General features: G+C 32.4%; 24 protein-coding genes and 1 other RNA gene. 18 read left to right on the top strand and 7 right to left on the bottom strand.

The genetic code is table 11. From position 1 onward, the window contains the following. Positions 1-123 precede the first annotated feature (123 nt). From HM982_RS12325 to HM982_RS12315, 3 genes are read left to right on the top strand one after another with little or no spacing between them, the layout of a single operon-like run. Complete coding sequence (locus HM982_RS12325; RefSeq protein ID WP_179353550.1) at positions 124-849, top strand: hypothetical protein; 726 nt, start codon at positions 124-126, stop codon at positions 847-849. Between the two features lies 1 nt (position 850). After that, a complete protein-coding gene (locus HM982_RS12320; protein WP_179353549.1) occupies positions 851-1,660 on the top strand; it encodes a DUF3822 family protein in 810 nt (269 codons plus the stop codon). Further along, complete coding sequence (locus HM982_RS12315) at positions 1,660-2,193, top strand: RsmD family RNA methyltransferase (RefSeq protein ID WP_179353548.1); 534 nt, start codon at positions 1,660-1,662, stop codon at positions 2,191-2,193. Before HM982_RS12320 ends, HM982_RS12315 begins: the two co-directional genes overlap by 1 nt. 230 nt (positions 2,194-2,423) lie before the next feature. On the opposite strand, the gene rnpB is transcribed toward HM982_RS12315, so the two are convergent. Further along, positions 2,424-2,761, bottom strand: an RNA gene (rnpB, locus tag HM982_RS12310) — RNase P RNA component class A. Between the two features lie 175 nt (positions 2,762-2,936). Between rnpB and dnaX the strand changes: the two genes are divergently transcribed. The 4 genes from dnaX (at position 2,937) to miaE (ending at position 6,189) form a co-directional block, all read left to right on the top strand. Further along, the gene (dnaX, locus tag HM982_RS12305) at positions 2,937-4,664 is read left to right on the top strand and encodes a DNA polymerase III subunit gamma/tau (RefSeq protein WP_179353547.1); all 1,728 of its coding nucleotides are present in this window, start codon (positions 2,937-2,939) and stop codon (positions 4,662-4,664) included. A 61-nt stretch (positions 4,665-4,725) separates the two neighbouring features. Next, the gene (locus HM982_RS12300) at positions 4,726-4,893 is read left to right on the top strand and encodes a hypothetical protein (RefSeq protein ID WP_179353546.1); all 168 of its coding nucleotides are present in this window, start codon (positions 4,726-4,728) and stop codon (positions 4,891-4,893) included. A gap of 16 nt (positions 4,894-4,909) precedes the next feature. Beyond that, positions 4,910-5,500 carry a hypothetical protein gene (locus HM982_RS12295; RefSeq protein ID WP_179353545.1) on the top strand — a complete coding sequence of 197 codons (591 nt, stop codon included), beginning with the start codon at positions 4,910-4,912 and terminating at the stop codon, positions 5,498-5,500. 107 nt (positions 5,501-5,607) lie between these two features. After that, complete coding sequence (miaE, locus tag HM982_RS12290) at positions 5,608-6,189, top strand: tRNA-(ms[2]io[6]A)-hydroxylase (protein ID WP_179353544.1); 582 nt, start codon at positions 5,608-5,610, stop codon at positions 6,187-6,189. Positions 6,190-6,243: 54 nt separating this feature from the next. Here the strand turns inward: miaE and HM982_RS12285 are convergent, their stop codons facing one another. Genes HM982_RS12285 through HM982_RS12270 form a run of 4 tightly spaced genes read right to left on the bottom strand, consistent with a single transcriptional unit; the run spans position 6,244 to position 11,413 of the window. After that, on the bottom strand, positions 6,244-7,197 hold the full coding sequence (locus HM982_RS12285; protein ID WP_179353543.1) for an AAA family ATPase: 954 nt from the start codon (positions 7,195-7,197) through the stop codon (positions 6,244-6,246). 6 nt (positions 7,198-7,203) lie between these two features. Then, positions 7,204-8,649, bottom strand: a complete 1,446-nt coding sequence (locus HM982_RS12280) for a peptidylprolyl isomerase (RefSeq protein WP_246296770.1) — start codon at positions 8,647-8,649, stop codon at positions 7,204-7,206. Then, entirely contained in the window at positions 8,612-9,463 is an 852-nt protein-coding gene (locus HM982_RS12275) for a peptidyl-prolyl cis-trans isomerase (protein ID WP_179353541.1), read from the bottom strand. Before HM982_RS12275 ends, HM982_RS12280 begins: the two co-directional genes overlap by 38 nt. 18 nt (positions 9,464-9,481) lie before the next feature. Further along, complete coding sequence (locus tag HM982_RS12270; RefSeq protein WP_179353540.1) at positions 9,482-11,413, bottom strand: peptidylprolyl isomerase; 1,932 nt, start codon at positions 11,411-11,413, stop codon at positions 9,482-9,484. A 260-nt stretch (positions 11,414-11,673) separates the two neighbouring features. Here HM982_RS12270 and HM982_RS12265 point away from each other — a divergent pair, with 260 nt between their 5' ends. Beyond that, positions 11,674-12,138 carry an SRPBCC family protein gene (locus tag HM982_RS12265; protein WP_179353539.1) on the top strand — a complete coding sequence of 155 codons (465 nt, stop codon included), beginning with the start codon at positions 11,674-11,676 and terminating at the stop codon, positions 12,136-12,138. 30 nt (positions 12,139-12,168) lie between these two features. Then, the gene (locus HM982_RS12260) at positions 12,169-12,408 is read left to right on the top strand and encodes a hypothetical protein (protein ID WP_179353538.1); all 240 of its coding nucleotides are present in this window, start codon (positions 12,169-12,171) and stop codon (positions 12,406-12,408) included. Here the strand turns inward: HM982_RS12260 and HM982_RS12255 are convergent. After that, positions 12,405-13,544, bottom strand: a complete 1,140-nt coding sequence (locus HM982_RS12255) for a lycopene cyclase family protein (protein ID WP_179353537.1) — start codon at positions 13,542-13,544, stop codon at positions 12,405-12,407. The genes HM982_RS12260 and HM982_RS12255 overlap by 4 nt on opposite strands. 252 nt (positions 13,545-13,796) lie before the next feature. Between HM982_RS12255 and HM982_RS12250 the strand changes: the two genes are divergently transcribed. The 6 genes from HM982_RS12250 to HM982_RS12225 all read left to right on the top strand — a co-directional run bounded on the left by HM982_RS12250 (position 13,797) and on the right by HM982_RS12225 (position 22,140). Beyond that, entirely contained in the window at positions 13,797-15,710 is a 1,914-nt protein-coding gene (locus tag HM982_RS12250; protein ID WP_179353536.1) for a hypothetical protein, read from the top strand. A 207-nt stretch (positions 15,711-15,917) separates the two neighbouring features. Then, a complete protein-coding gene (locus HM982_RS12245; RefSeq protein ID WP_218849836.1) occupies positions 15,918-16,445 on the top strand; it encodes a DUF4269 domain-containing protein in 528 nt (175 codons plus the stop codon). A 584-nt stretch (positions 16,446-17,029) separates the two neighbouring features. After that, positions 17,030-17,572, top strand: coding sequence for a DUF4287 domain-containing protein (locus HM982_RS12240; protein WP_179353535.1), 543 nt, complete (start codon positions 17,030-17,032; stop codon positions 17,570-17,572). 263 nt (positions 17,573-17,835) lie between these two features. After that, complete coding sequence (locus HM982_RS12235) at positions 17,836-19,086, top strand: arylsulfotransferase family protein (protein ID WP_179353534.1); 1,251 nt, start codon at positions 17,836-17,838, stop codon at positions 19,084-19,086. Between the two features lie 155 nt (positions 19,087-19,241). After that, on the top strand, positions 19,242-21,545 hold the full coding sequence (locus HM982_RS12230) for an Lcl domain-containing protein (RefSeq protein WP_179353533.1): 2,304 nt from the start codon (positions 19,242-19,244) through the stop codon (positions 21,543-21,545). 211 nt (positions 21,546-21,756) lie between these two features. After that, on the top strand, positions 21,757-22,140 hold the full coding sequence (locus HM982_RS12225) for a VOC family protein (protein ID WP_179353532.1): 384 nt from the start codon (positions 21,757-21,759) through the stop codon (positions 22,138-22,140). Between the two features lie 110 nt (positions 22,141-22,250). Here HM982_RS12225 and HM982_RS12220 read toward each other — a convergent pair whose 3' ends face one another. Continuing rightward, a complete protein-coding gene (locus HM982_RS12220; protein WP_179353531.1) occupies positions 22,251-22,607 on the bottom strand; it encodes a winged helix-turn-helix transcriptional regulator in 357 nt (118 codons plus the stop codon). Between the two features lie 97 nt (positions 22,608-22,704). On the opposite strand from HM982_RS12220, the gene nfsB reads away from it, so the two are divergent. The 3 genes from nfsB to HM982_RS12205 all read left to right on the top strand — a co-directional run bounded on the left by nfsB (position 22,705) and on the right by HM982_RS12205 (position 25,279). Next, positions 22,705-23,364 carry an oxygen-insensitive NAD(P)H nitroreductase gene (gene nfsB / locus HM982_RS12215; RefSeq protein ID WP_179353530.1) on the top strand — a complete coding sequence of 220 codons (660 nt, stop codon included), beginning with the start codon at positions 22,705-22,707 and terminating at the stop codon, positions 23,362-23,364. A 264-nt stretch (positions 23,365-23,628) separates the two neighbouring features. Further along, positions 23,629-24,042, top strand: a complete 414-nt coding sequence (locus HM982_RS12210; RefSeq protein WP_179353529.1) for a hypothetical protein — start codon at positions 23,629-23,631, stop codon at positions 24,040-24,042. A 154-nt stretch (positions 24,043-24,196) separates the two neighbouring features. After that, positions 24,197-25,279, top strand: a complete 1,083-nt coding sequence (locus tag HM982_RS12205) for an efflux RND transporter periplasmic adaptor subunit (protein ID WP_179353796.1) — start codon at positions 24,197-24,199, stop codon at positions 25,277-25,279. Positions 25,280-25,293: the final 14 nt, after the last annotated feature.

Here is a 25,293-nt window from a genome sequence, read left to right as displayed (position 1 = left end):
TTTTCAAGGTTAAATTTCATCTTAGTTAGTGATTTTTATTTTTTTTGATTTTTTTAATTTAGATAGTTTTAACCAACAAAAAAAAATTGTAGATTTGCGTTAGACCTAATTAATAAAAGATATATGAAAGTAATTATAGCAATTGTAGTTATTATACTATTAACCATTGGAATTGTATGGGTAATAGACAAGTTTGTGCCAAAAAAGATAAAACCAATTATTAACGTGTTGCTTTGGGCATTAATTATTTTCTTAGGGTACATTACCTATATGTCTGTTTATAAAGAAATACAATTTAACCAATTAAAACAAAAGCGTTTTGCTGTTGTTATTGACCGTTTAATTGACATTAGAGATTCTCAATTAGCTTATAAAGATGTTAACGGATCTTACGCAGGAAACTTTAATGACTTGATAAAATTTGTTGAAACTGGAAAAGTACCAATTACACAAAGACGTGATACTTTAGTTTTAGATGAAGAAAGAACAAAATTATTTGGTGGTGTAGAAACGATGATGACTGTCACTTTGATTGACACATTAAGTTATTACTCCGTTAAAGATTCTATATTTAAAGGTAACGATCGCTACAAAAACATGATGAATGTTGGCGTTGGCAAAGAAGGTGCTAAATTTAAACTTGAAGCAGGAACATTAGATGATATTCCGGTATTTGAAGCTAGCGTTGAGAAGTCTGTAGTTTTAGACGACCAAGAACCTTATTTAATAGAAAAAGAAAATCAGGTTATATCTGTAGATGGTGTTAACGGTTCTGCATTAACAGTAGGTTCTATGGAAAAAGTATTTACTAAAGGTAACTGGCCAAAAAGTTATACAAATAAAGAGTAATTTGAAAATAAACGATATTAAAGAACTGTCCATTCAAATTAATTTGAATGGGCTTTCTTTTTGTATTCTAAATAAAACAACAAATACCATTGAGTTTCTCAAAACTACTGTGTTTGAGCATAAATTAAACCCAATGGAAACACTCGATTGTTTAAAATCAGAATTAAGTAATAATAGTGTCTTTTCTGAAGATTTTAATGCGGTATTAGTTATTCATCAAAATGAATTAGCAACACTAATCCCTGAAGAATTATACAACCCAGCACTCAAGGTTGATTATCTAAAATTCAACTCAAAAATTCTTGGAAACGATTACATTACAGAAGATACTATTTCCATTAATAAGAGTATCAACGTCTATGTGCCTTACATAAACATTAACAATTATATTTTTGAAACTTTTGGTGAATTTGTTTTTAAACACGCCTCTAGTATCCTAATAGATTCACTATTACAAAATAAAGACACTAACACTGAAACACCGATCGTTTACGTTAACGTCAACAAAATTACTATTGAAATTTTAGTGATACAAAATAAAGAACTTCAACTCTTTAATGTTTTTGAATATCATAGTAAAGAAGATTTTATCTATTACATTTTATTTATCTATGAGCAACTAAAGTTAGATGTTGAAACTATACCTGTTGAAGTAAGCGGTAGTATTGTAATTGGTGATCCTCTTTTTACCATTCTATACACCTATGTAAGACACGTAAGTTTTATAGAAAAAGCTTATGATTATGTAATAACTGCCGAAACAGACCGACGTTATATACACCAACATTTTTTAATTTTAAATTCTTTTTAATGCGTATCATATCTGGATTGTTTAAAGGCAGACGAATTACAGCGCCTAAAAAATTACCTGTAAGACCAACAACAGATATGGCTAAAGAAGCCTTATTTAACATATTGAATAATCAGTACTATTTTGATGATATTTCTGTTTTAGATTTATTTTCTGGCACTGGAAATATAAGTTATGAATTTGCTTCTAGAGGCACTGAAAAAATTACTGCTGTTGATGCTCACTTTGGTTGTATCAAATTTATTAATGAAACAGCTGATGCATTTGAAATGACCATCAGTACCATTAAAAGTGATGTGTTTAAATTTCTTGAAAAATCGAAACAGAAACACAGCATTATTTTTGCTGATCCACCTTATGATTTTGAATTAGAAGCCTTTTCTAAAATTCCTGAATTAGTGTTTGAAAATGAACTTTTAGAAGATGAAGGTATTTTAATTGTAGAACACTCTAAACATACCGATTTAAGCCATTTAGCGCATTATTCATACTCTAAAAGTTATGGTGGCAATATGTTTAGTTTTTTTGAATAATATTACACCTATTATTTTTGCACTTTTTTTGATTTTATAACACAGAGATACACTGAGATTCAAAGAGACAAAGCATTCCCGAGACTTCTCTTGTTTATATTAACAATCACGTTTAGCTTTGTGACTTTGTGACTTTGTGCGAAATTATTCTTATGCAAAGTTTACACTGAGATTCACGGAGTAAAATCAATAAAAAACAAAGCTCCATGTATACACACGAAGCTTGTTTTAATCTAAGTAAATCTATAAGCCGAATTCTGTTCATTCTGAACTCGATTTAGAATCTCTTCCTCTCAAGAACAAAATTACCTTATCATTTATCTACGTTTACTGTTACCAGCAAACTTTAGCTGCCTACCCTCTAACAATCGCGCGTGTACGCTCAAGCGTTAGTATACATGGCATTGCACCACATAGAGTTTACCTGGTTTCACTACAGCATGACCTGTACATACTTTCTGTTGCACTTTTCCTCACCTTACGATGGGTGGCTGTTAACCACTATGATTGCACTATGGTGTTCGGACTTTCCTCTCAAGTGCTGAATTTGTTTCAGTACCTTTTCCTATCAACTATTAAGTTAGAAAGAAATAAGTTGCTGAAACAAATTCAGCACAAAAGCGATAAGGCGATTTACTTGCGTGCAAAAATAAACAAACTGTTAATAACTCAAATAAACTATATCAATTTTAAATATTAATTTGAGCATCTTTTTTTAAATTTGTAATTCATTAAATTTTTCAATGGAACACTTCGTAGTATCGGCTCGCAAATACAGACCACAGACCTTTAAGGATGTTGTGGGGCAGCAGGCTATTACAAATACTTTACTTAATGCCATTGAAAACAATCACTTAGCTCAAGCCCTACTATTTACAGGACCACGAGGCGTTGGTAAAACCACCTGTGCCCGTATTTTGGCCAAAATGATTAATAGTGATGGCAATACTAGTGAAGACGAAGATTTTGCTTTTAATATTTTTGAATTAGATGCAGCTTCAAACAACTCGGTAGATGATATTAGAAACCTAACCGATCAAGTCAGGATTCCTCCACAAGTTGGAAAATATAAAGTCTATATCATCGATGAGGTTCATATGTTATCGCAAGCGGCTTTTAATGCGTTTTTAAAAACTTTAGAAGAGCCACCTAAACACTGTATTTTCATTCTAGCAACCACAGAGAAGCATAAAATCATTCCGACTATATTATCGCGTTGTCAGATTTTTGATTTTAAACGAATTACGGTTACAGACGCTAAAGCATATTTAAAATTTATTGCCACCGAACAAGCTGTTAATGCTGAAGATGACGCCTTACATATTATAGCTCAAAAAGCTGATGGTGCCATGCGAGATGCACTTTCAATTTTTGACCGTGTGGTTAGTTTTTCGGGTAAAAACTTAACAAGACAAGCCGTTACTGAGAACTTAAATGTCCTCGATTACGAAACCTATTTTACAAGTACCGATTTTATCTTAGAAAATAAGATTCCGGATTTACTTATACAATTCAACTCTATTCTATCTAAGGGCTTTGATGGTCATCATTATATTGCTGGTCTAGCCTCGCATTTTAGAGACTTAATGGTTTGTAAGAATCCCGTAACAATTCCTTTGCTAGAAGTCGGCGAAGAAACCAGTCAGAAATATATGGAACAATCCCAAAAAACCTCGCATAGTTTTCTCATGCAGGGAATTCGGATTGCCAATGACTGTGATCTGAAATACAAAACCAGTAAAAATCAGCGTTTACTCGTTGAATTAGCACTTATGCAACTTGCCTCTATCACTTTTGATGGAGAAAAAAAAAATCTTAAGCAGTTCATAATTCCGCCGTCATATTTTAAAGCGCGTGGCATAACACCTATACCTGTTACCAAACCTAAAGTTGAAGTCAAATCGGCTGAAAACACTCCAGATTCCGTAGAAAAAACGAAACCTAAGGCTACCGTTGCTACAGTTGAAGAACCTGAAATTAAGATTCCTAAAATATCAATTAATAAACCAAAATCTGCTACTTCGGGTTTATCTTTAAAAAGTATAAGAGAAAAGAAAGAACATCAATTGCGTCAAATGGACGTTGTTATAGATGAAGACGATTTACCTAAAGAACCCGTAACACAAGAAGCTTTAGATAAGGCTTGGCAAAGCTATACCGCCAAAATGAATAAAAAAGGCGAAAAAATTATGGCTTCTATCCTTCAAATGGATCAACCAAAATTAAAAGGCACAACTATTCATCTAACCTATTCTAATAACACTAATAAGATTGAGTTACAACGTGCCGAATTTCCTTTAATGGCTTTTTTAAAGAAGAAGTTACTTAATTACGACTTGACTTTAGACATAACCGTTAATGAGGAAGTCGCCAAAAAATATGCCTTTACGCCTTTAGAAAAATATGAAAAATTAAAAGATAAAAACCCCAATATTGAAGTGTTACGTCAAACTTTTGGTTTAGATATATAACTGAACTTTTCCCGCTTTAATTAAAATAATAATAACTTTAGGAATTAACTCCTGTTCTTTTATGAAAACTAAGCTGCCTATTATAGTTATTAGTGCCTGTATTGTTTTAACTGTTGCTCATTTTATATTTGCAGAAGCATACGATTTGGGATTTGGGATATCAACCACAGTTAGCATTTTAATTATTATTGCCATGCTCTTACAATTAAAGAACGAAAAAAATAATTGATTAATAGACAACAACTATGAAACATGTATTAGGCCTTTTTATCATCTGTCTACTCGTACTATCAAGCTGTAACGGTAAGAAAACAAAACATCAAGCTCTAGCAGAAAGCATTGAAACTTTTAAGAAAACGGTTCATTTTGAGAAAGAAGTATATATCCCAGAAGTTTTTGCCACACACAGCATCGATACTTTAATGAGTAATGGATTTCATGTAAAAATAAAGACCTATTCAGATAGTGCTAATGCGGTTCATTTTTCCAAAATAAAAGACACCATCAATTATCAAACCTATTATAGAAACTTTAAGTTTGACATTAGTGTCACTAAAGATAACAAAGAGATTTACAACAAGAGTTTTGATAAACAAAAGGTTAATAAGGCATTCAATTATAACTCTAAATTAGCTGCAGGTTCTGATTTACATAATTTTGACAATTTAGCCGTTTTAAAATCTATTGAAGTCAATGATGACCCGACTTACACAAATATGGTACGCATTGATATTATATATGCCATACCAGAATCAAACAGGTCTGCTTCACACCGATTGCTTATAAACGAAAAAGGAAAATCTAATGTCGTTCTTGTCGATGTTGTTAAAGACTAAATAAAACTTAATATCTGATAGCAGTCTAATCAAAGCTGGTTGACTTAGTTTTACGACTAATTAGACTGCGTATATCATGTCAGCCATCTAAAAAAAACACGCTTAATATGTTAGGATTAAAATTACCAACAGACCCAAGATGGGTAAATATTGTAGAAAAAAACATAGAGGATATTTTAACGGATCACGCCTACTGTGAACAAAAAGCAGCGAGTACCGCTATTTCTTTAATAGTTGGTTTTCCTGAATACACAGAACTTGTACAGGAAATGATTGATTTGGTAGAAGAAGAAATGAGTCATTTTAAAATGGTCCACGATCGCATATTAGAAAATGGCTGGACACTTGGTAGAGACCGTAAAGACGATTACGTCATTGCACTTATAAAGTTCTTTCCTAAAGGCGGAAGCCGAACAACCCAACTGGTACACCGTCTCCTATATGCAGCATTAATAGAAGCACGAAGCTGCGAACGTTTCAGGCTGTTGTCTGAGGAATTAGAAGATAAAAAACTCGCTAAGTTCTACCGTAAACTTATGATAAGCGAAGCAGGCCATTATACGATGTTTTTAAACTTTGCTCGTAAATATGGCGACCGTAAAGAAGTTGATGATAAATGGGAAGCTCTACTGGACTACGAAGCTGAAATTATGAAAGACTTAGGAAATAAGGAAACTATTCACGGGTAAAATTCTAGGTTCTAGTCTCTAGTCTCTAGTCTCTAGTCTCTAGTCTCTAGTCTATTAAAATAAACTCTGAATAATTTTTTCGTCAGTAATGCCTTCGGCTTCTGCTTTGTAGTTTTTAATAATTCTATGTCTTAGAATTCCTGTAGCAACCGCTTGAACATCTTCAATATCAGGTGAGAATTTTCCTTTTGTAGCCGCATGAGTTTTAGCTGCTAAAATTAAATTCTGAGATGCTCTAGGTCCTGCGCCCCAATCTACAAACTCTTTTACAATAGCTGCAGCTGTATCTTCTTTTGGTCGTGTTTTACCCACCAAAGTCACCGCGTATTCAATTACGTTATCCGCAACAGGAATACGACGAATGACGTTCTGAAAATCGATTATTTCTTGTGCAGTATATAACGCATTTACCGATGATTTAATATCTGTAGTTGTTGCTTTAACCACATCAACCTCTTCTTGAAACGAAGGGTATTGTAAATTAATAGAAAACATAAAACGGTCTAATTGTGCTTCTGGTAAAGGATAAGTTCCCTCTTGCTCAATTGGGTTTTGTGTTGCCAAAACAAAATAAGGTAAATTTAATTTATAACGATGACCAGCAACCGTTACAGAACGCTCTTGCATAGCTTCTAATAAAGCTGCTTGTGTTTTAGGCGGTGTTCTATTGATTTCATCCGCTAAAATAATATTAGCGAATATAGGTCCTTTTATAAATTTAAACTGACGGTTTTCATCTAGAATTTCACTACCTAAAATATCACTAGGCATTAAATCTGGTGTAAACTGAATGCGTTTAAAATCTAAACCTAGCGCTTGTGCAATGGTATTTACCATTAATGTTTTTGCCAAACCAGGAACACCAACTAAAAGCGAGTGACCTCCAGAAAAAATAGAAATCAACACTTGATCCACTACATCTTCTTGGCCAATGATAATTTTAGCAACTTCCTGCTTTAGGGCAGTATATTTTTTAACGAAATTTTCAATGATAACAACATCAGACATATTGTATTATTTTTTTAACCAGTTACTTTGAAAGTCACAATCTCTATACTCACCATTAATTTTAATGTAAGTATCGTTAATTGTTTCTTTTTGCCACTTTTCAACCGCTTTAACCTGTTTATCTTGTAAAGCTAAGTTTTTAATCTTTAAATAATCTTTTGAAAAGTCTGCAACGTGATCATCAATACGATCGGTAACCGTTAAAATTTTAAACTTTATTCTATTTACTCGATCTTCATCTTGTAATACTTCACTAATCTCACCATCTTTTAAATCTTGAATTTGAGAATAAAGTTCTGGATCCATTCTTGTTAATTCAAAATTAAAATCTTGTGTGGTAGGATTGGTCATTTGACCACCTTCGAATTTTGTTTCTTTTTGATCACTAAACTCTCTTGCCGCATCAGCAAATGTTAAAGTACCATCTACAATTTTAGCTCTTACTTCGTCTATTAAATCTTTGGCTTCCTTAATGGCTTCTTGAGTTAATTCTGGACGTAATAAAATGTGTCTTACATCATATTCTTGACCCCTTACTTTTTCTAATAAAATAATATGGTATCCAAAATCGGTTTCAAAAGGCTCTGAAATTTCACCTTCCTGCAAAGAAAAAGCAACATCTCTAAACTCTTTTACCATTCGTGGCTGCTTTCTGTTTAAGGTGTATTTTCCACCAGTTGATTTAGAACCAGAATCTTCAGTGTAAAACAATACTTTAGTGGTAAAGCTAGAGCCGTTTTCCTCTACATCTTTCTTAAAACCTTTAAGCCTGTCAATAACCGCTTGTTTAGATTCTTCTGTTACTTCAGGAATTACAACAATTTCAGCCAACTTTAGCTCCGTACCAAATGTAGGGCGTTCATCTTCTGGGATTTCATTAAAAAACGTTCGTACTTCTTCAGGAGTTACTTCTATATCACCAGTTACTTTAGTTTGCATTTCTTGGGCGAGATATCCATTTTTATTAATTTCATACATCTCTTCTCTAAGCGCTTCTTCAGATTCTTTTTTATACATCTTAAGCATGCGGTCCATATCACCATTCAGTTGCCCTAAAAGCCCTTGAATTTGTTGATCTACTCGCGATCTAATGTATAATTCATTAACTATGACACTATCTTGAATGGCTTGATGAGCGTACAGCTTATTTTCTAATAAACTACCAAAAAGTTCGCATCTAGTATAACCTTCTAAATCGGCACCTTGCGCTTGTAGTTGCTCAATTTCTCGATCTAAATCGGATTCTAAAACAATAAAATCACCAACAACTGCTGCAACACCATCCGCTTTAATACGCGTTTTATTGGTGATAGAATCTTTTACTTTAGGCTGTGCAATGCTAGGCGTTTCATCGTCAATGATTTCTTGAGCATTGCTAAAATTAAATGAAATAAAGCCAACCAAAAGGGCTGCTTTAATTATAAGTTTGGAATTTATTGTTTTTAATGGCATCTTTTGTAATATCATTTTCGAGTTGCTTGATGAGCTCTAGTTTTCTCTTGTTTATAACTATTTTGTTGATGGACGTCTTTACATAATCCAATGGCGCATAGTCGTTTTGAAGTCGTACGTCATTTACAATCATCAAATATAGGTTTAATGAATCTTTGAGTTGTAAGAAATTAGTTTTTTTTAACAGTTGATTTTTGTTTGCATTGTTAATTATCGGAATTTTCTCTGCGACACGATTCAATTTAATCCAAAGGGAATCATTAAGAGAATACGATTTAAATTGTACAGAAATAGAATCTAAATACGCTTTATCCTTAGTTTCAAAACGTTCAAAACGTGTTTTTATGGTGTCTAAGTTAATCGGATTTAAAGGTAAACTTATGTATCTAAACTGAATGAGGTTATCATTGAGTTTAAAGGACTCCTTATTGGCTTCATAAAACAACTGCGCTTCTTCGACTTGTACAACTGTATCAATATTTTTCTTAACTAAACCTTCTAAATAGGCTTTAGTGTATAAATCATTTTTATACTGCTCTACCAATTTTGAAAATTCATTTTGTTTACTTTCTGGTAAATTCAGCAATGCGCCATCCATTAAAAGTATACGTCTTGCCCAGCGATTTACATAAGCATTAACCATTAATGTGCTATCTTGTTTTGAAGCACCTTCTGGTACAACATCTTTAATGTCTTCTTTATAAAGGTAAGTTTCATTTACCCTAGCAATAGGGTCTAAACCCTCTGATTTTTTAAAAAAATCACAGCTAGTAAAGAGTAAGCTTATAAAGAATATGTATAAAGTTTGTTTCAAAAAAATAATAACTTAGTTTTAAATTTTAGCTTTAATCGCAGTTAAAACCTCTTGGTTAACTTTGACTTCAAAACGATTGCGCAATTCATTAAGCCAATTGGTTTCAATTTCAGTTTGATAATTATTTATCACTGCTCCCCTAGCTTCTTCTAAGGTTTTTTGTCCTGCTGGTAAAACCGCTTGTATATCTATCACATGAAAGGCTTCGTTATGTTGATATACTTTTGATACACCTTTTTTAGCTTTAAAGTTTGATGGTAGGATAGAATCATCGGTGTTATAAATTCCTTTTGTAAATATTACATTCTGTTTATCCTCTGTATTTAAAGCCTCCTTAATTTCATCTTCAGATTTTCCTCTTTTCATCAATTTACGAATTTGCTTCATATAAGATTCCTCTGCTGAAGTTGCCATAACAATATCTACGCGATCTGCCCATTGGTAATTCGATTTATTATCGTTGTAATAAACTTCAATACCTGTGCTATCTTTTGAAGCTTTATTCCAAACTTCTTTTTCCATTAAATCAAATAACAACAATCCATCTCTATATTCTTTTAGGATATCAGCAAATTCTTGATTTTCTACTTCTAAATTATCTTCTCTAAATTGAAGAATAGATTTTTCAAAAAAGCTTTCAAATTCTTTATCTATAATTAAAGGAAAAGCGATTTCCTTATTTAAATAAATACGCTGTGTTATCTGAAGATGATTTCCGAAAGCTTCGTATAAAAATGGTTTTTCATTAATGGTAAAAATAGTATCCTTTGCGTTGAAGTCTTCTGGTAATTCCCAAGCACGATTGTAAAAATCCTTATTTAATAGCGTTACAAAATATGCCTTTGCTTCAGGGTTATATACAATATTGTATTGTTTTTTTAGCTTGGCAACCATTGCTTCATTAATAAGCTTAGATCTAGAATCTCTTTTTACTTTATTTTCAAAAGATGTTTTTACCTCTTCAAAACTTTTAACAGGCTTAAGATTTATTCGTTTTACAATGTGCCAACCATAAGCTGTTTTAAACGGTTCACTAATATCACCATCGTTTTTAAGTGCAAAAGCTTGATCTTCAAAAATTACAGAACTTAATTGACCACTCTTAAAAGGCGTTAATTCTCCTCCTTTTCCAGACGTTGATTTATCTTCAGAAAACTGTTTTGCAATAGACTCAAAGCTTTCACCTTGATTTATTTTTTTATAAATTTCATTAATACGTTGTTTAGGATCACTTTGGCTGTCATTAGAATTTAAATTCACCATAATATGAGCTGCTGTAATTGTTCCTCTCGAGAAACGCTTATCGTTAACCTTTACAACATGGTAACCAAATTGTGTTCTAAACGGCATTGAAATCTCCCCTACTGGTGTATTGAATGCGGCAGTTTCAAAATCATAAACCATTTTAAAAGCCGAGAAATACCCCAAATCTTCAATAAAAATAGTTTTCCCATTATGCATTTCGGCTTTTACTTTATCAAAACCTTCGTCTAAAGCACGTTGCCTTAACTTTAAAATTTGGTTATAAGCTTTTAATGTATCTTGTGACTCAGCATCTAATCGCACTAAAATATGTGCAGCATTTACATCTCTAATACTACGCTCATAAGCTTCTTTAACTAAAGCATCAGTCACTTCATTTTCTGAAATATAATTTTTAATGAGTTGCTTCTTATACCTTAAAAATTCTCGTTGATAATTTTCATCCTCATCTAGTTTAAGACGCTTTGCTTCTTTTAATTTTAACTGATAATCTGTAAATAATTGTAAATAGCCATCGATATCTTTTTGGCTCTCATCCTTTACTAAGTCTAGGTTTTTGTTATAAACCCTTAAAAATTCTGAAGCTAAAATAGGCTCTCCATCTACGGTAAGAAGTTCTTGTTCCTGCGAAAAAGTAAAATTTAGTGCAAAAAACACTAAAAACAAACATTTAAATTTAATACTCATAATTAAATCTGCTTTTATTTTGTAATAGTTTAGGTAGATAATTCACATTTCAAATTCAGCAAAAATAACATAAATAGCGTATTTAGCAAGTGGTTTAGAGGGCATTATTTTATTAGTTTCTGCTAGTTACGCCGTAAAAATCATACTTGATTACTATTTAATATTATTTTATAATGACTTTAACAATTAAAACGTTGCGAACGTCGATTAGTTGAAACTATTGTGCTCACTTTTTATACATTTATCGAAACATCATCTGCGTGCAATACACCACTGAAATAGTCATAAAAAAACCCTTACTAGAAGTCATAAAAAAAATGAGTGCCATTGATAGCTTAAAATATTGGCATGATGGCTTGGTGAGCGCAGAACACCTATCGGGAATTCCAAATGAGCTTGGTTCTAAAATAAAGCTCACCTACAGTTTTGGCAACCGTGAGGTTGAAGTTATAGAACTTATAACAAAACAAGACTTTCCGCATCAGTTTCATTTAAGTTATACCGGAAAGGGTATGCGCAACATTCAAAAAAACTATTTTGAAACCCTAGGCGCTAATTCCACTAAATGGGTTTCTAAAAATGAACTACAACCCACGAGTTTTAAGATGAGTTTAATGTTATTTATTATGCCTAGCGCATTTAAAAAACAAACCAAAACATCTTTGAATAACTTTAAGAATTTTATTGAAAAAGGAATTTCTGTCAACACATTTAAGGCTAATTAACAAAAAGGATTAACAACAAGACATTTAAAGATGCGAAAATTAAAACTTATATGGGATTTTAAAGGACCTGCCGGACAAAAAACAGCAGAACACCATTTAATTCACCTCAAAGAATATATCACCATTAACCAACTAAACATCGCAATTACTGGTGTTGAGACCCTAAGCGATATGCACAGTTTGGCGTATTTGGTAGTTGACGAATCTGAAATGAAACCAATAAGAGATGCTCTAAAACCACATCGTGGCCAAGTATACGCAGAAAATTAAAATAGCCGCTTAAAAAATGCTTGAATAAAGCGTTTGGGCGGTACAGAAAGAATAATTTTTAAGTCTTCTACAATTGATGATTCTTCATCTAAAAACTTAAATATAGTTGTAATCTTTGCTTTTTTAAACATTGATGCAAACAAAGCAGCACCTTCCTTATTATGATTGGCTAAAACATCGAGAAAAATTAAATCGTAAAATCTGAATTTTGTAGCTTTATTAAACTTAGATAAGTCATCGTTTTCCCTAATAAAATTAACCAACTGTTCTGTTTTTTTAGTTGTATTTTTAAACGTATAACCCGTACTAGCTTTTGTCCAACCACCTGCAGTTCCTATATGTAATATAGGCTTAGAATTTAAGGCATTAAAATTAAAAGAGGTCATGGGGATATTGCCATTTTCTTTTTCAACGATAGCGTAATCTTCTATGTTTTTTTGATTTAAATAAGCTTTTATGGCATTTTCATAATCTGAATAAGCCAACAGTTCTTTTGAAAATAAAGTATATTCAAACAACGCTGTTTTCTTATCGATTGGCAACACATACATAAATCGTGTGTTTCCGTCCTGTGGGACTGTAAAATCCATAAACGTAGCTGTAGAATCATCAAATGCATCCACTTTTGTTTCTACAAACCAGCCCACAAAATGTTGATGGATTAAAGGGTATTTATTTTGCGACTTATAAGCTTCAGGATAAGGGATACTATTAAAGAGTTTTGCTCCAAAATAGGTTTTGTTTTCAGTTACGACCGCTACCTTTTCTTCAAATTCAGAAAAATGATTGACTGTTGCTTCAATGAAAGTAAAGTTAGATTTTGAACTAATTTCATCCCAAAGCAGTTTATAAAAAGCTTCACTTCGTATCATTTTATACTGATATGGCAAAATTGAAATATGCTTAGAAAAGGTATGGCTCCCAAAATAAATTTTATTCCAAGTTTTACTTAAAATAGAGTCCCACTCACCTACACCAGTTTCCCAAAAACACCAGGTTCTATCATTGCCTTTCTCTTTTGTTTTATCTATAATTAAAATAGACTTATCATCAAAAAAAGGATCTTTAGACATGCGGTATGCTAGCAGTAACCCCGAAGCTCCTGCGCCTAAAATGATATAATCGTACTTAGCCAAATTGATGTTTTACAGTATTGAAATGTAAAAGTAAATCATTTTGATTGGTTTAAAGAAATCTCTTTTTATAGGTTGCACTAATAATTCTCAATTAGACCTTAACATTAAATATAAATCATTGATTTACTCCTATAAAAAAATTATATTTACGGGATAACATCAATATAAAACTTACACTTTACCTTACTAAAAAATAGGATATCAGTAGTTTTAGTTGTTATGATATGAGTTAGGCAACATTAGAAAAAAACAATGGAAATAAAAGAAAACACAAAGGTTAAAAATGCATTTGATTCAATTTTGAGAGCTGATTATCTCTCTTTAGATGATTTCAATGAGTTGGAAAATTTAAGTAATTACTTCGTGGACTTCTTTAATTCCATTGGTAGTATATTACAAAAACAGGATAATTATATTTCAGGAAGAAGAGGTACTGGAAAAACTACAGCTTTACTAAAAGGATATTTTGAATGTTTAAAAACAATTAGAGGTAAAGAAAAATCTAATTATTTAGATAGAAAAGTTCTTCCTATTTATATTGATTTAAGTAATTGCGGAGATATTTTTGACAAAGATAATTTTGAACTATTTGAAATACATTTTGTTCGCCAAATTATTGATTCTCTTGGTAGACAATTGGAATCCATTTATGACGCAAAATCCTATGGCCTTTTTCGAAAAAATAATCCAGCAATAGACGATTTAGAATATATTGAAAAAATATTGATTGAAGGGAAAACTGTTTTTCAATCTAAATCAACTGATATTACTGATAAAAAAGCTTCTACATTAACTGATGAAGCTAGATTAAGTATTTCGCCAGAATCGTTAGGCCTTTCAATGAACATTAAAGACGAGGCATCTTCTGAAAAATCAAAAACATACTCTCAAACTAAAGGTTTGAATGTTCAAGAATTTTTAAATAAGATTAATGAAATTTTAAAAAAGGCCAAAATCGATTCTGTGTATCTTTTTCTTGATGAATATTCTGATTTAAATCAGGATTATCAAGTGAAATTTTCAAAATTATTAAAAAGCTTTTTAGGCTCGAAAACTAATCTATTTGTTAAAGTTGGCGTAATTACCGATAGATTTGATTTTGGAGATAAAATAATAATTGGACGAGATATATTCCCGATTCCATTAGATTTAAACGAACACGTAGAACGTCTTGGTGGTTTATCACCAACATTGAAAAAATTAGAAAATGCAATACCTAACTTAATCCAAAGGAGACTAAATATTTACGCGAATGATGTCCCTTTGGATAGTTTATTAAAAGGAAATAAAAACGAAATCTTCGCTAGAATAGCTAGAGAATCAATAGGAGTAACAAGAACTATAGGTTTAATTCTACAAAACACTTGGAAACAAGCTGAAGTAAATGATTTTAAAATAGGTTTATCTGAATTAAATTATGGTATAAGGTCTGCTCGTAAAACTTACCAAAAACAATATTCAGGAGCTTTAAAAAGAAAATTAATTCCAGGCTTTTATAATGATATTTGGAACGCCATAATGACTAAAGCGGTTGCGGAAAAAAATAAACATCCAGATAGACCTGCAAGTCACATACTAATCGACCCTAATCGCAGTAAATATTTTAATGTATTTAAAGAGAACTTTTTGGTTCACCTTTTAGAAGAAGGACGTGCTTCAAAATATGGTGGTCATTATGATTTGTATTCTATTGATTATGACATCTGTTTGGACCTAAATATCAAATACGCTGAAAACAAAGATGAATATACTGCTGTTCGTTTCGTATATGATACAGTATTATCAGACTTCGATAGTTATTTTACCGACACAAAACTAAAAAGCTACAAATGTCTTGAATGTAATAGAATATATCAAGAAGATGAGCTTCCACCAGCTAAAGTGAAACGTTGTTTTGAAGATGATAGTAAATTAGAAGAAGTCATACATCAAGAATTCGAAGTGTATGGAGGGAATCTTGCGGAAGTAGAAGTCAAAATTTTAGGTCTTATTGCAACCTTACAAAAAGACGAAGCGATGTCAGCTGTTGAAGTTGCAAACGCAGTTGGCTGTAACAGACAAAAAGTTTCAGCTTGGTGTTCGAGAGTTCTTGAACCTAAAGGAGAAATAGAAATAGATAAAAGAGAAAGTCGAAATTACTATTACGGAGAAAATAACGTTGCCTAACAACGTATATATCTCATAGCTAGTGAGTTGATTAATTGAAATTAAGGCATATTTGCGAGTCCGCCAAATTTTTTAATTTGGCTTATTGAGAAAAGATAATAAGAGAAATTAAAAAATTCGGCTCGTGCTTCATCCGAAAATAATTTTATAATTTGCACGCTACGAGTCATATACAATCACGTTGCCCACAATATAAAATATCCCGAATTGATTGAAAATTTTAGAAATATTGAATATTTAGAATTCGGAAACGAAAGACAAAAACTTGCTTTCTCTGAAATAAAAAAATATGAGATTTTAGAGAAACTCGAAAAATATAACCCAATTTTGACTGGAACTATTCCAATCGGAATTGATTTACCAGAAAGTGATTTAGATATTATTTGTGAATGTCAAAATCACTCTGAATTTAAAACATATCTATCTGAAAATTTTTCTAACAAAAAAGACTTTAAAGTTTATTCAACAAAACAAAATGGAATTGATTCAACTATTGCGGAATTTAAAACGGATAATTTTTTGTTTGAGATTTTTGGACAAAATATTCCGACCGAAAAGCAAAATGCTTATCAGCATATGATTATTGAAAATAGAATTTTAAAGGAAAAAGATTCTGAATTTAAACAAAAAGTGAAAGAATTAAAATCTAACGGAATAAAAACGGAACCTGCTTTTGCTAAATTATTAGGGTTGAATGGAAATCCATATTCTGAATTATTAAAACTGAAAAAATAAATACTGTGGGCTACACCGTATATAATTTATTGCTAGTTCTAGCCTACTTAATAAAATCCTCGCGGATTTTATTTGCTAAATTTAGTGCTTAAACCCCGTTACTAAACATACACAAGACCCTTAGCATTCATTAAAAACAACAATTTGTAGCTGAAATTCTGACTAGAATTCCGAAAACACCTTTTTTTGGAATGGTTGGAATGGCTACTGGAGGAATAATGCTAATTGGAGGAGTGTTGTATGAGATAAATAAAGCAAAGTGGAAAAATTTATTTGAGACTGAATATAAATTACGAAATGCTAACAGCATCTATAATTAATTGCTTTTTTTAGCTTAAACACAAAAATACCCTCCTAATTTTTGTTTCGTAATTATTTACTAACTTAGTTACTTAATCACGTAACTACTACTCAAAGTCTAGACAGTTACGCATAACAGTAACATAATAAAAATAGCGACTTTTAAGCAAAAATGGTTTTCCAGAAATTAGTGTTACATCTTTAAAAACAACAGAAGGGAACTAGGCGCTATACTTTTACCGATAAATTTTTAAAACAGATACTAAAGACAAAAACAGACTACTATGAACAAGGCACTTCAAACAATGATTGATAATATGCCCGAAAAAACGGGTAAATCTTTAAGCGAATGGAAAAAAGTGCTTAAAACAACGTCTTTTTCTAAACATTCAGAGGCGGTAAATTTCCTTAAAAAAGAATACAATGTCACCCACGGATTCGCAAACACAATTGTAACATTATCAAAAGAAGAAAACGAATCGCCAGCCGACTTGGTAAAAAACCAATATAAAGGGAAAGAAAATTTGATGCCCATTTATGAAAGTCTGTTAGCAGTGATCAAAGAATTTGGTAACGATATTACAATCACACCAAAAAAAACAAGTGTAAGTTTAATCAGAAAAAAACAATTTGCCTTACTAAAACCTGCCACCAAAACCAGAATTGATTTAGGATTAAAACTTAAAGACAAACCCACCACAGACCGACTAGAAAATTCAGGGCCTTTTGGTACAATGTGTACTCACAGAGTAAAACTTTCTAGTGTTAACGAAATTGACAGTGAACTAAAATCTTGGTTAATAGAATCTTATCAAAATGCAGAATAAAAACAGCGAGCAATAACGTCTATAAAACAGCATTACTAAGTCCTTAATTGAATGGTTTATTACTATTTGTAATATTTAATACCCAATGGTAAATTGGCCAATCCGCTTATCAAATAATTGAGACTTATAACTATTTTTTTTTTACAAAAGTATAGATTTACAATCGCCTCTTAAACAAACTATTTCAGCCTTATTCAACACATTTTTCATAATTGTGCGCATGTTTTTATTAAAAACGTCATCTAAAAATAAAAACAATTATTATGAAAAATACATTCAAATTACATTTAGCCCTCATTAAAACGTTACTACCTATTGCGATAATCGCAGTATTTACAGCATGTAGTAGTGACGATTCTGTAACTACCGAAAGTACTACCACGGAAGATATAGACACCTCAACCTATATTTTGGTTGTAGACCAAACAGGACAAGGCGCCGATCTTATTAATCATGACGGTGACGAAATTTTTACTTGGGATTTTGATGATGCCATAGGAAATGACGCTAGCTTATTAGATGACGGAAGTATGGTGGTGTGTTTAAAAGCTGACAATGCTACAATTGCCTTTGGTGGGTATGGAGGCGTATTCCAGAAAATAAATGCAGACCAAACCATAGACTGGGAAGTAACATACAGTTCAAACAACCAAACAGCTCATCACGATGTAGAATATTTATCTAATGGAAATATAATATTTCCTGTATGGGAAACTGTTAGCGATGCGGCAGCCATAGGATTTTCTGGAACTCAGGATATCTACCCAGAAGCCATTGTAGAAATGAATCCTTTAACCGAAGAAATTATTTGGGAATGGCACGTTACAGACCATTTAATACAAGACTATGACAGCACTAAACTAAATTATGGGAGTGTACAAGACAATCCTAATAAAGTAGATATTAATTATAATAGCACTCAAGACAATGGTGATATTATGCATATAAACGGTATTACTGTAGATGAACTTAACGATATTGTCTATGTAACGGTTAATAACTACAGTGAGATTTGGGTTTTAGATCATAGTACAACCACAGCTGAAGCCGCAACAAGTTCTGGTGGAAATTACAATTTAGGTGGCGACTTAGTTTACCGTTTTGGTAACCCATTAGCCTATGATAACATTGGAGAGGTGACTTTAAATGATGTGCATTATCCTAATTTATTAGACACAGGTAATATGCTCGTGTTTTCAAATAATATTTACAACCAACAATCGGCTGTTTTTGAATATGAATTACTACCACCATACGAGCTTGTTAGTGGCGAGGACAACGAACCAGAAATGGTTTGGTCTTTCACTGATTCTGAATTATACAGTGCTGGATTAGGAGGAGCAGTACGAACACCAAATGGAAATACGCTTATTGCAGAAGGTAGAGACGGAACAGTTTGGGAAGTTTCTGAGAGCGGAGACGTTGTTTGGAAATATGCTGGATATGACACACTTTGGAGAGTCTACGCTATTCCTATAGATGACGAAGCATTGACTGCCTTAGGTATTAATTAATTTAATACCCAAACTGAACCAAAATGACTTTTATTTAATTGTAAATAAAAGTCATTTTTATTATACCCCATTTATCATAACAAAAAACAGACCTATTTTCCTGTTCAGATTAAACCTTTTAGGAAAAAAGATGTCCAACAAACAAAATATTTAACATGACAAAATACGTGTTTTTGATTCTACTTTTTTGGGGTTCACAACTTTTTACACAAGAAAACAACAACCATTTAACTGCAACAATAATTGGCTCTGGCTCACCTAAATATAACACAGAGCGCTCGGGACCTTCTGTACTTATAACTTATAAAAACACTCAAATTTTAGTAGATATGGGAAATGGTACTCAAGCCAACTTAAACAAAAACAACACTAAAATTAAAGCCATTGACGGGTTCCTTTTTACACATCATCATTTAGACCATAATGAGGAATTTACCCCAATTTTTATCCAGTCACTTCTTGGCGGTAATAGCATTAGTGTTGCTGGGCCCAAACCTACAACAACCATGGTTGATCACATTCTCTCTATTTATGAAGAAGACATAGCATATAGACTCTCAAAATCTGACAGAAGCATAAGTGATGTAAAACCAAACCTCAGTATTAATAACTTAACTGGCAATTCCTCATTTTATATTGGAGACATAAAAATCACCTATACACCTGTAAAACATTCAATTGAAACGTTCGCCTATCGTTTTGACGTAGGCCATTCATCTATTGTAATTTCTGGCGATTTAACGTACTCAGAATCACTACCGGTTTTGGCTAACAATGCCGATTATTTAATCATAGACTCTGGTGGTGCTATTGCGTTAGGAAAGCAACGAAATGCTCCAAAAAGCAATACCAATAGATACAACTCTAAAACTAAAGAAAAAGCACACGTTAATTTAGCAGAAAGTTCGCAAATGGCTAAAGAAGCTCATGTTAAAAATTTAGTGCTAACACATTTCAACTTTACAACTGTTGATGAAGAAGCAACAACTACAGAAATACGAAAAAACTATTCAGGCACAATTATATATGGTGAAGACTTAATGTCCGTACCGCTTAAACAAAATAGTTCTAGCAATAAAAATTCAAATTCTACGTACAGCTATCCCATTGTAGATACTGCAGTTCAAGATTTTTATTCTGACACCAAAGAAATTTTGAAACCCGCTGTTGGCGCCCCTTTTTACGGACAAGATGCCAACTATAGTGGTCATCAGCCCTCCTACACCAACCATGGCGATGGTACGATAACGGATAATGTAACAGGTTTAATGTGGGAACAGGATATGGGTATAAAAATGACACCGGAAGAAGCTTTTAAGAAAGCAAAAGACACTAAATTAGGTGGGTATTCAGATTGGAGAATCCCTACAATAAAAGAACTGTATTCACTGATACAGTTCACTGGAAAAGTAAAAGGAGCTACTGCTATAAAATTATTTATTGATACCAATTATTTTAATCAACCTCTGGGTAACCGCAAAAATGGAGAACGCGAAATCGATGCACAAACGTGGTCTTCTACTGCATATGTTGGAAAAACGATGAGAAATGATGAAACAATATTCGGAGTTAATTTTGTTGATGGTCGAATAAAAGGGTATCCTAAATACCAGCCTAGATCTGGTGCTGAAAACAAAATGTATTTTCGTTTAGTCCGTGGAAATACAAATTATGGAAAAAATAATTTTATTGATAATGGTGATGGTACAGTGAGTGATTACGCTACTGGTTTAATGTGGCAAAAAATGGATAATGGCATTGGTAAAAACTGGGAAGAAGCGCTAAATTATGCGGAAAATAGTGCACTAGCAGCGCATTCCGATTGGCGTTTGCCTAATGCTAAAGAACTACAAAGTATTGTAGATTATACGCGCTCGCCACAAACGACCAATTCAGCGGCAATACATCCTGTTTTTGAATCGACTCAAATTAAAGATCCTGACGGAAACACACAATATCCATTTTACTGGACGAGTACAACACATTTAGACGGACAAAATCCTGCTGCACATGCAGTTTATATTGCTTTTGGAGAAGCCCAAGGACAAATGAACGACAAATTGATGGATGTGCATGGTGCTGGAGCTCAAAGAAGCGACCCAAAAAGTGGAACTCAACAGAATTATCCTCAATATTTTGGACCTCAAGGTGATGTTAGATATGTATACAATTATGTAAGATGCGTTAGAGATATCAACAACTTAAAACAAACTGAGATTACACAAGAACTAATTCCAAATACAGAACAGACAAAGCAAAATCGACAAAAAAATGATAGGGATGATTTGAAAAATTCAGCACCATCTTTCGACAAAATGCTAACGCATATGGATACCAATAATGATGGGAAAATCTCTAAATCAGAAGCAAAAGGTAAATTGAAAGAGAATTTTACTCACCGAGACAAAAACAAAGACGGTTATATTACTGAAGATGAACTACTAAGAAGAAACCGATAAAAACGGGTTACAATATCTCATATAATTTATTCTTAGTTCTAAACTACTTACATACATTCTTATGTAATATTCTATCTGTAATTTATTTGCTATTTTAGTTATCTTAACACACATAAATATAGCGTACTGGCTAAGCAAACCATATCCACAATCGCTAACAAACAGTCAAAAAAAACTAACAAAATATTTTAATCTCATAACCTATTTAATAATGGCTACTTTTTCTTTTAACCATATTGGTCTTTCTGTACAAGATGTTGATAAATCTGTTGAGTTTTATAAAAAGGTACTTCAACTTAAAGAAATAAAGAACACGGCTTCTGAATCAAAAACACGGTGGCTATCACTAAATGAAGGCAAACAACTCCATCTTATTCCACGTCCAAATTTTGAAATAAAAGTTAATAAGGCTGTGCATTTTGCCTTAAGTACAGCCAATATAGACCCTATAATTGCAACTCTCAATACTTTAGAAATTGTTTTTACGGATTGGTTGGACACACCTAATAAAGTATATATCCGAAAGGATGGTATTAAACAGATTTACTTTCAAGACCCCAATGGTTACTGGATAGAAATAAACGATGATGTATGATAAAGAACATTTCCTATCAGAACACTTAACCTACAACTTGTTTATAGTTAACTAACTAAACACATAGATTGCCAAACAAAACAACTTCAACAATAAAAAAACTAGAACGCCTATTTTGTATGGTTTTCAACGACATAATCGCCCCAATCCGCAATAGATTGAATTAACGGTATTAAGGTTTTACCTAAATCAGTCAAAGAATACTCTACTTTTAAAGGCGGTTTAGATGTATACACCTTTCTTTTTATCAATTTGTCATCATCTAAAGCTTTGAGTTGCAAACTCAGTGTTCGTTCAGTAACAGTAGGCATTTTTTTCCTTAATTCATTATACCGTAATTTTTTCTCAAGTAAATGATATAAGATAACTGCTTTCCATTTCCCCCCAATAATTCCCATTGTTAAACTTGCACAACAAGGGTAGGCTTTACCTCTATAAGTGAGCTGTTTTGATGTTGTTGTTTCCATATATTTTATACTATCCTTTTTGACCGTTATTGCAAACATAAAACACTATACTTACTTTTGCAACTATAATTTTTATAGTAATTAAAAACAATACAAAATGAACTTAGAAGAAACGCTAAACTGGAGATACACCACCAAAGATTTTGACCCAAAACAACAAATTTCTGAAGCCGATATGTCTCAAATAAAAAATTTGTTAAGAATGAGTCCCTCTAGCATCAATCTACAACCTTGGCACTTTATTATTGCCGAAACTAAAGTAGGAAAAGAGCGCATGGCCAAAGGCACTCAAGGATTTTTTCATTTTAACGAACCTAAAGTTACGAATGCCTCTGCTGTAGTATTGTTTTGTGCCAAGACTTCCGTAAACGAAGATTATTTAACACATATTTTAAACACAGAAGACAAAGCCGGAAGACTACCTACTGAAGATATAAAAAATGGATTATTTGGTGCCATGAACGCTTTTACCAACATACATAAATACGACTTAAAGGATGTACAACATTGGGCAGAAAAACAAGTCTATTTAAATATAGGCTGTTTTTTGTTGGGAGTAGCCAGCCTAAAAATAGATGCAACACCAATGGAAGGTATCGATGTAAAAGCATTAGATGAAGAATTTGGATTAAGAGAAAAAGGATATACCGCATTAGTAGCAGTTTCTTTAGGCTATAGAACAACATCCGATTTTAACGCTACCGATAAAAATCCAAAGGCAAGGTTACCAGAAAATGAATTATTTACCACGCTGTAGTTTCAAATAATGTAAAAAATAGGATTAAAACATCTATCATATCCGATAGTACTTTTAATTTATTTAGACTAATAAAACTCTTAGTTAAATGCTAAGATAGAATAGCATTATTTAGCTATTGGGAAGCGTTGCTAAAACATGGGGAAATTTTATTTACAGCAATACAATTTCCTTTCTTTAAGAAATATTTATCATTGCGGTCTTAAAATTAAAACAGTCGCTTTTTGGTAATTTAAATCTTATGATATAGTTTTGAGGCCTGAAATGAAAAAAACTTTCAATACATATTTATCTTTAGTTGTAGTTGTATTACTCAGCGCATTTGCAAATATTCAGGCCAATGAAGCTGTAAATCATACAACCAATCCTTTTGCTGTAAGCTATTGTAGTATATCTCACAATGACGCTAAGCAATCAACTAAGACAACTATTGTTCCGCATCGCAAAGACACTGATGATAGAAGAAATGTAGAAGTTATAGAAAGTAATCAATTTGAAGATGAAGAAGCTTCTACAAAAAAACAGTTTTATAAAGATTACTTAGAAACAGCCTTTATAAATGCCTTATTATTTGAACAGTCTTCAAAACAGCTTCAAAAAAGCATATACCATCCACAAAGTCACCTCAGTGAACCTCGTCTTAGGCTTCATGTACAATTCCAAGTTTTTATAATTTGATAAGCTTAAAACAGACTAACAACCACAACAGGTCTGTTTCTTATTTAAAGGTTTAGAGTTTCGACCAAAACTCTAAAGAATGGCATTCCCTATTTCTAATGGGTTTGACCAATTAATTATATCATTTTATAAAATCATTTTACAAGTGAATACCATTAAGAAAATCACCATTTTCACAGGCCTATGTATGTGTATAACTCTAGCGAGCTGTGAAGAACACAAAGAAGAAAAACACGAAGAATCTACATTTCTTGTCACTAACCCCATAAAAAAAGACACTACAATTGTTAAAGATTATGTGAGTCAAATCCACTCTATTAGACATATTGAACTCCGTGCTTTAGAAAAAGGCTATTTAAAAGACATCTCTATAGATGAAGGCCAACACGTTAAGAAAGGGCAACAGTTATTTCAGATAATGCCTAATATTTATCAAGCTGAACTTAATAAAGCTAAAGCCGAGTCTAAAGTGGCACAAATTGAACTCGCCAACACGCAATTATTAGCCGATGGCAATGTAGTATCTCCAAATGAATTGGCCATGGCACAAGCCAACTTAGAAAAAGCCAATGCTGAAGTGTCTTTAGCACAAACCCACTTAGGATTTACCAGCATTAAAGCCCCTTTTAATGGCATTATTAACCATTTAGAAGCCAGGGAAGGAAGTCTATTAGACGAAGGCGAACTTTTAACCACACTCTCAGACAACAGTGAAATGTGGGTGTATTTTAATGTTCCTGAAGCAGAATATCTCGATTATATTACAAGTGAAGCTAAAAGAAACAACAAAAATGTTGCCCTATTAATGGCTAACAACAAGCAATTTAACCAAAAAGGTATTGTAGAAACCATTGAAGGAGAATTTGATAGCGAAACTGGTAATATTGCCTTTAGAGCTACGTTTCCTAATCCTGATGGTATTTTAAGACATGGTGAAACAGGAAGTATTCTTATGACAATACCTTTTAAAGATGTAGTTATCGTGCCTCAAAAAGCCACGTTTGAAATCTTAGATAAAACCTATGTTTTTGTGGTAGATAAAAATCACGTGGTACACCAACGAGAAATCACTATTGGAGCCGAATTACCGCACTTGTTTATCGTAGATAAAGGACTTTCTGAAACCGAAACTATTCTACTAGAAGGGATTAAAATGGTAAGAGACCAAGAGGAAATTCACACAAAATCTGTAGACCCTATTACAGTATTATCTAATCTAGAGCTTTACGCTGAGTAATTCTAACTAATCTA

Source organism: Winogradskyella vidalii (assembly GCF_013403955.1).
In the GTDB taxonomy this organism is placed as follows: domain Bacteria; phylum Bacteroidota; class Bacteroidia; order Flavobacteriales; family Flavobacteriaceae; genus Winogradskyella; species Winogradskyella vidalii.
This window is presented reverse-complemented; position numbering and strand designations above follow the sequence as displayed.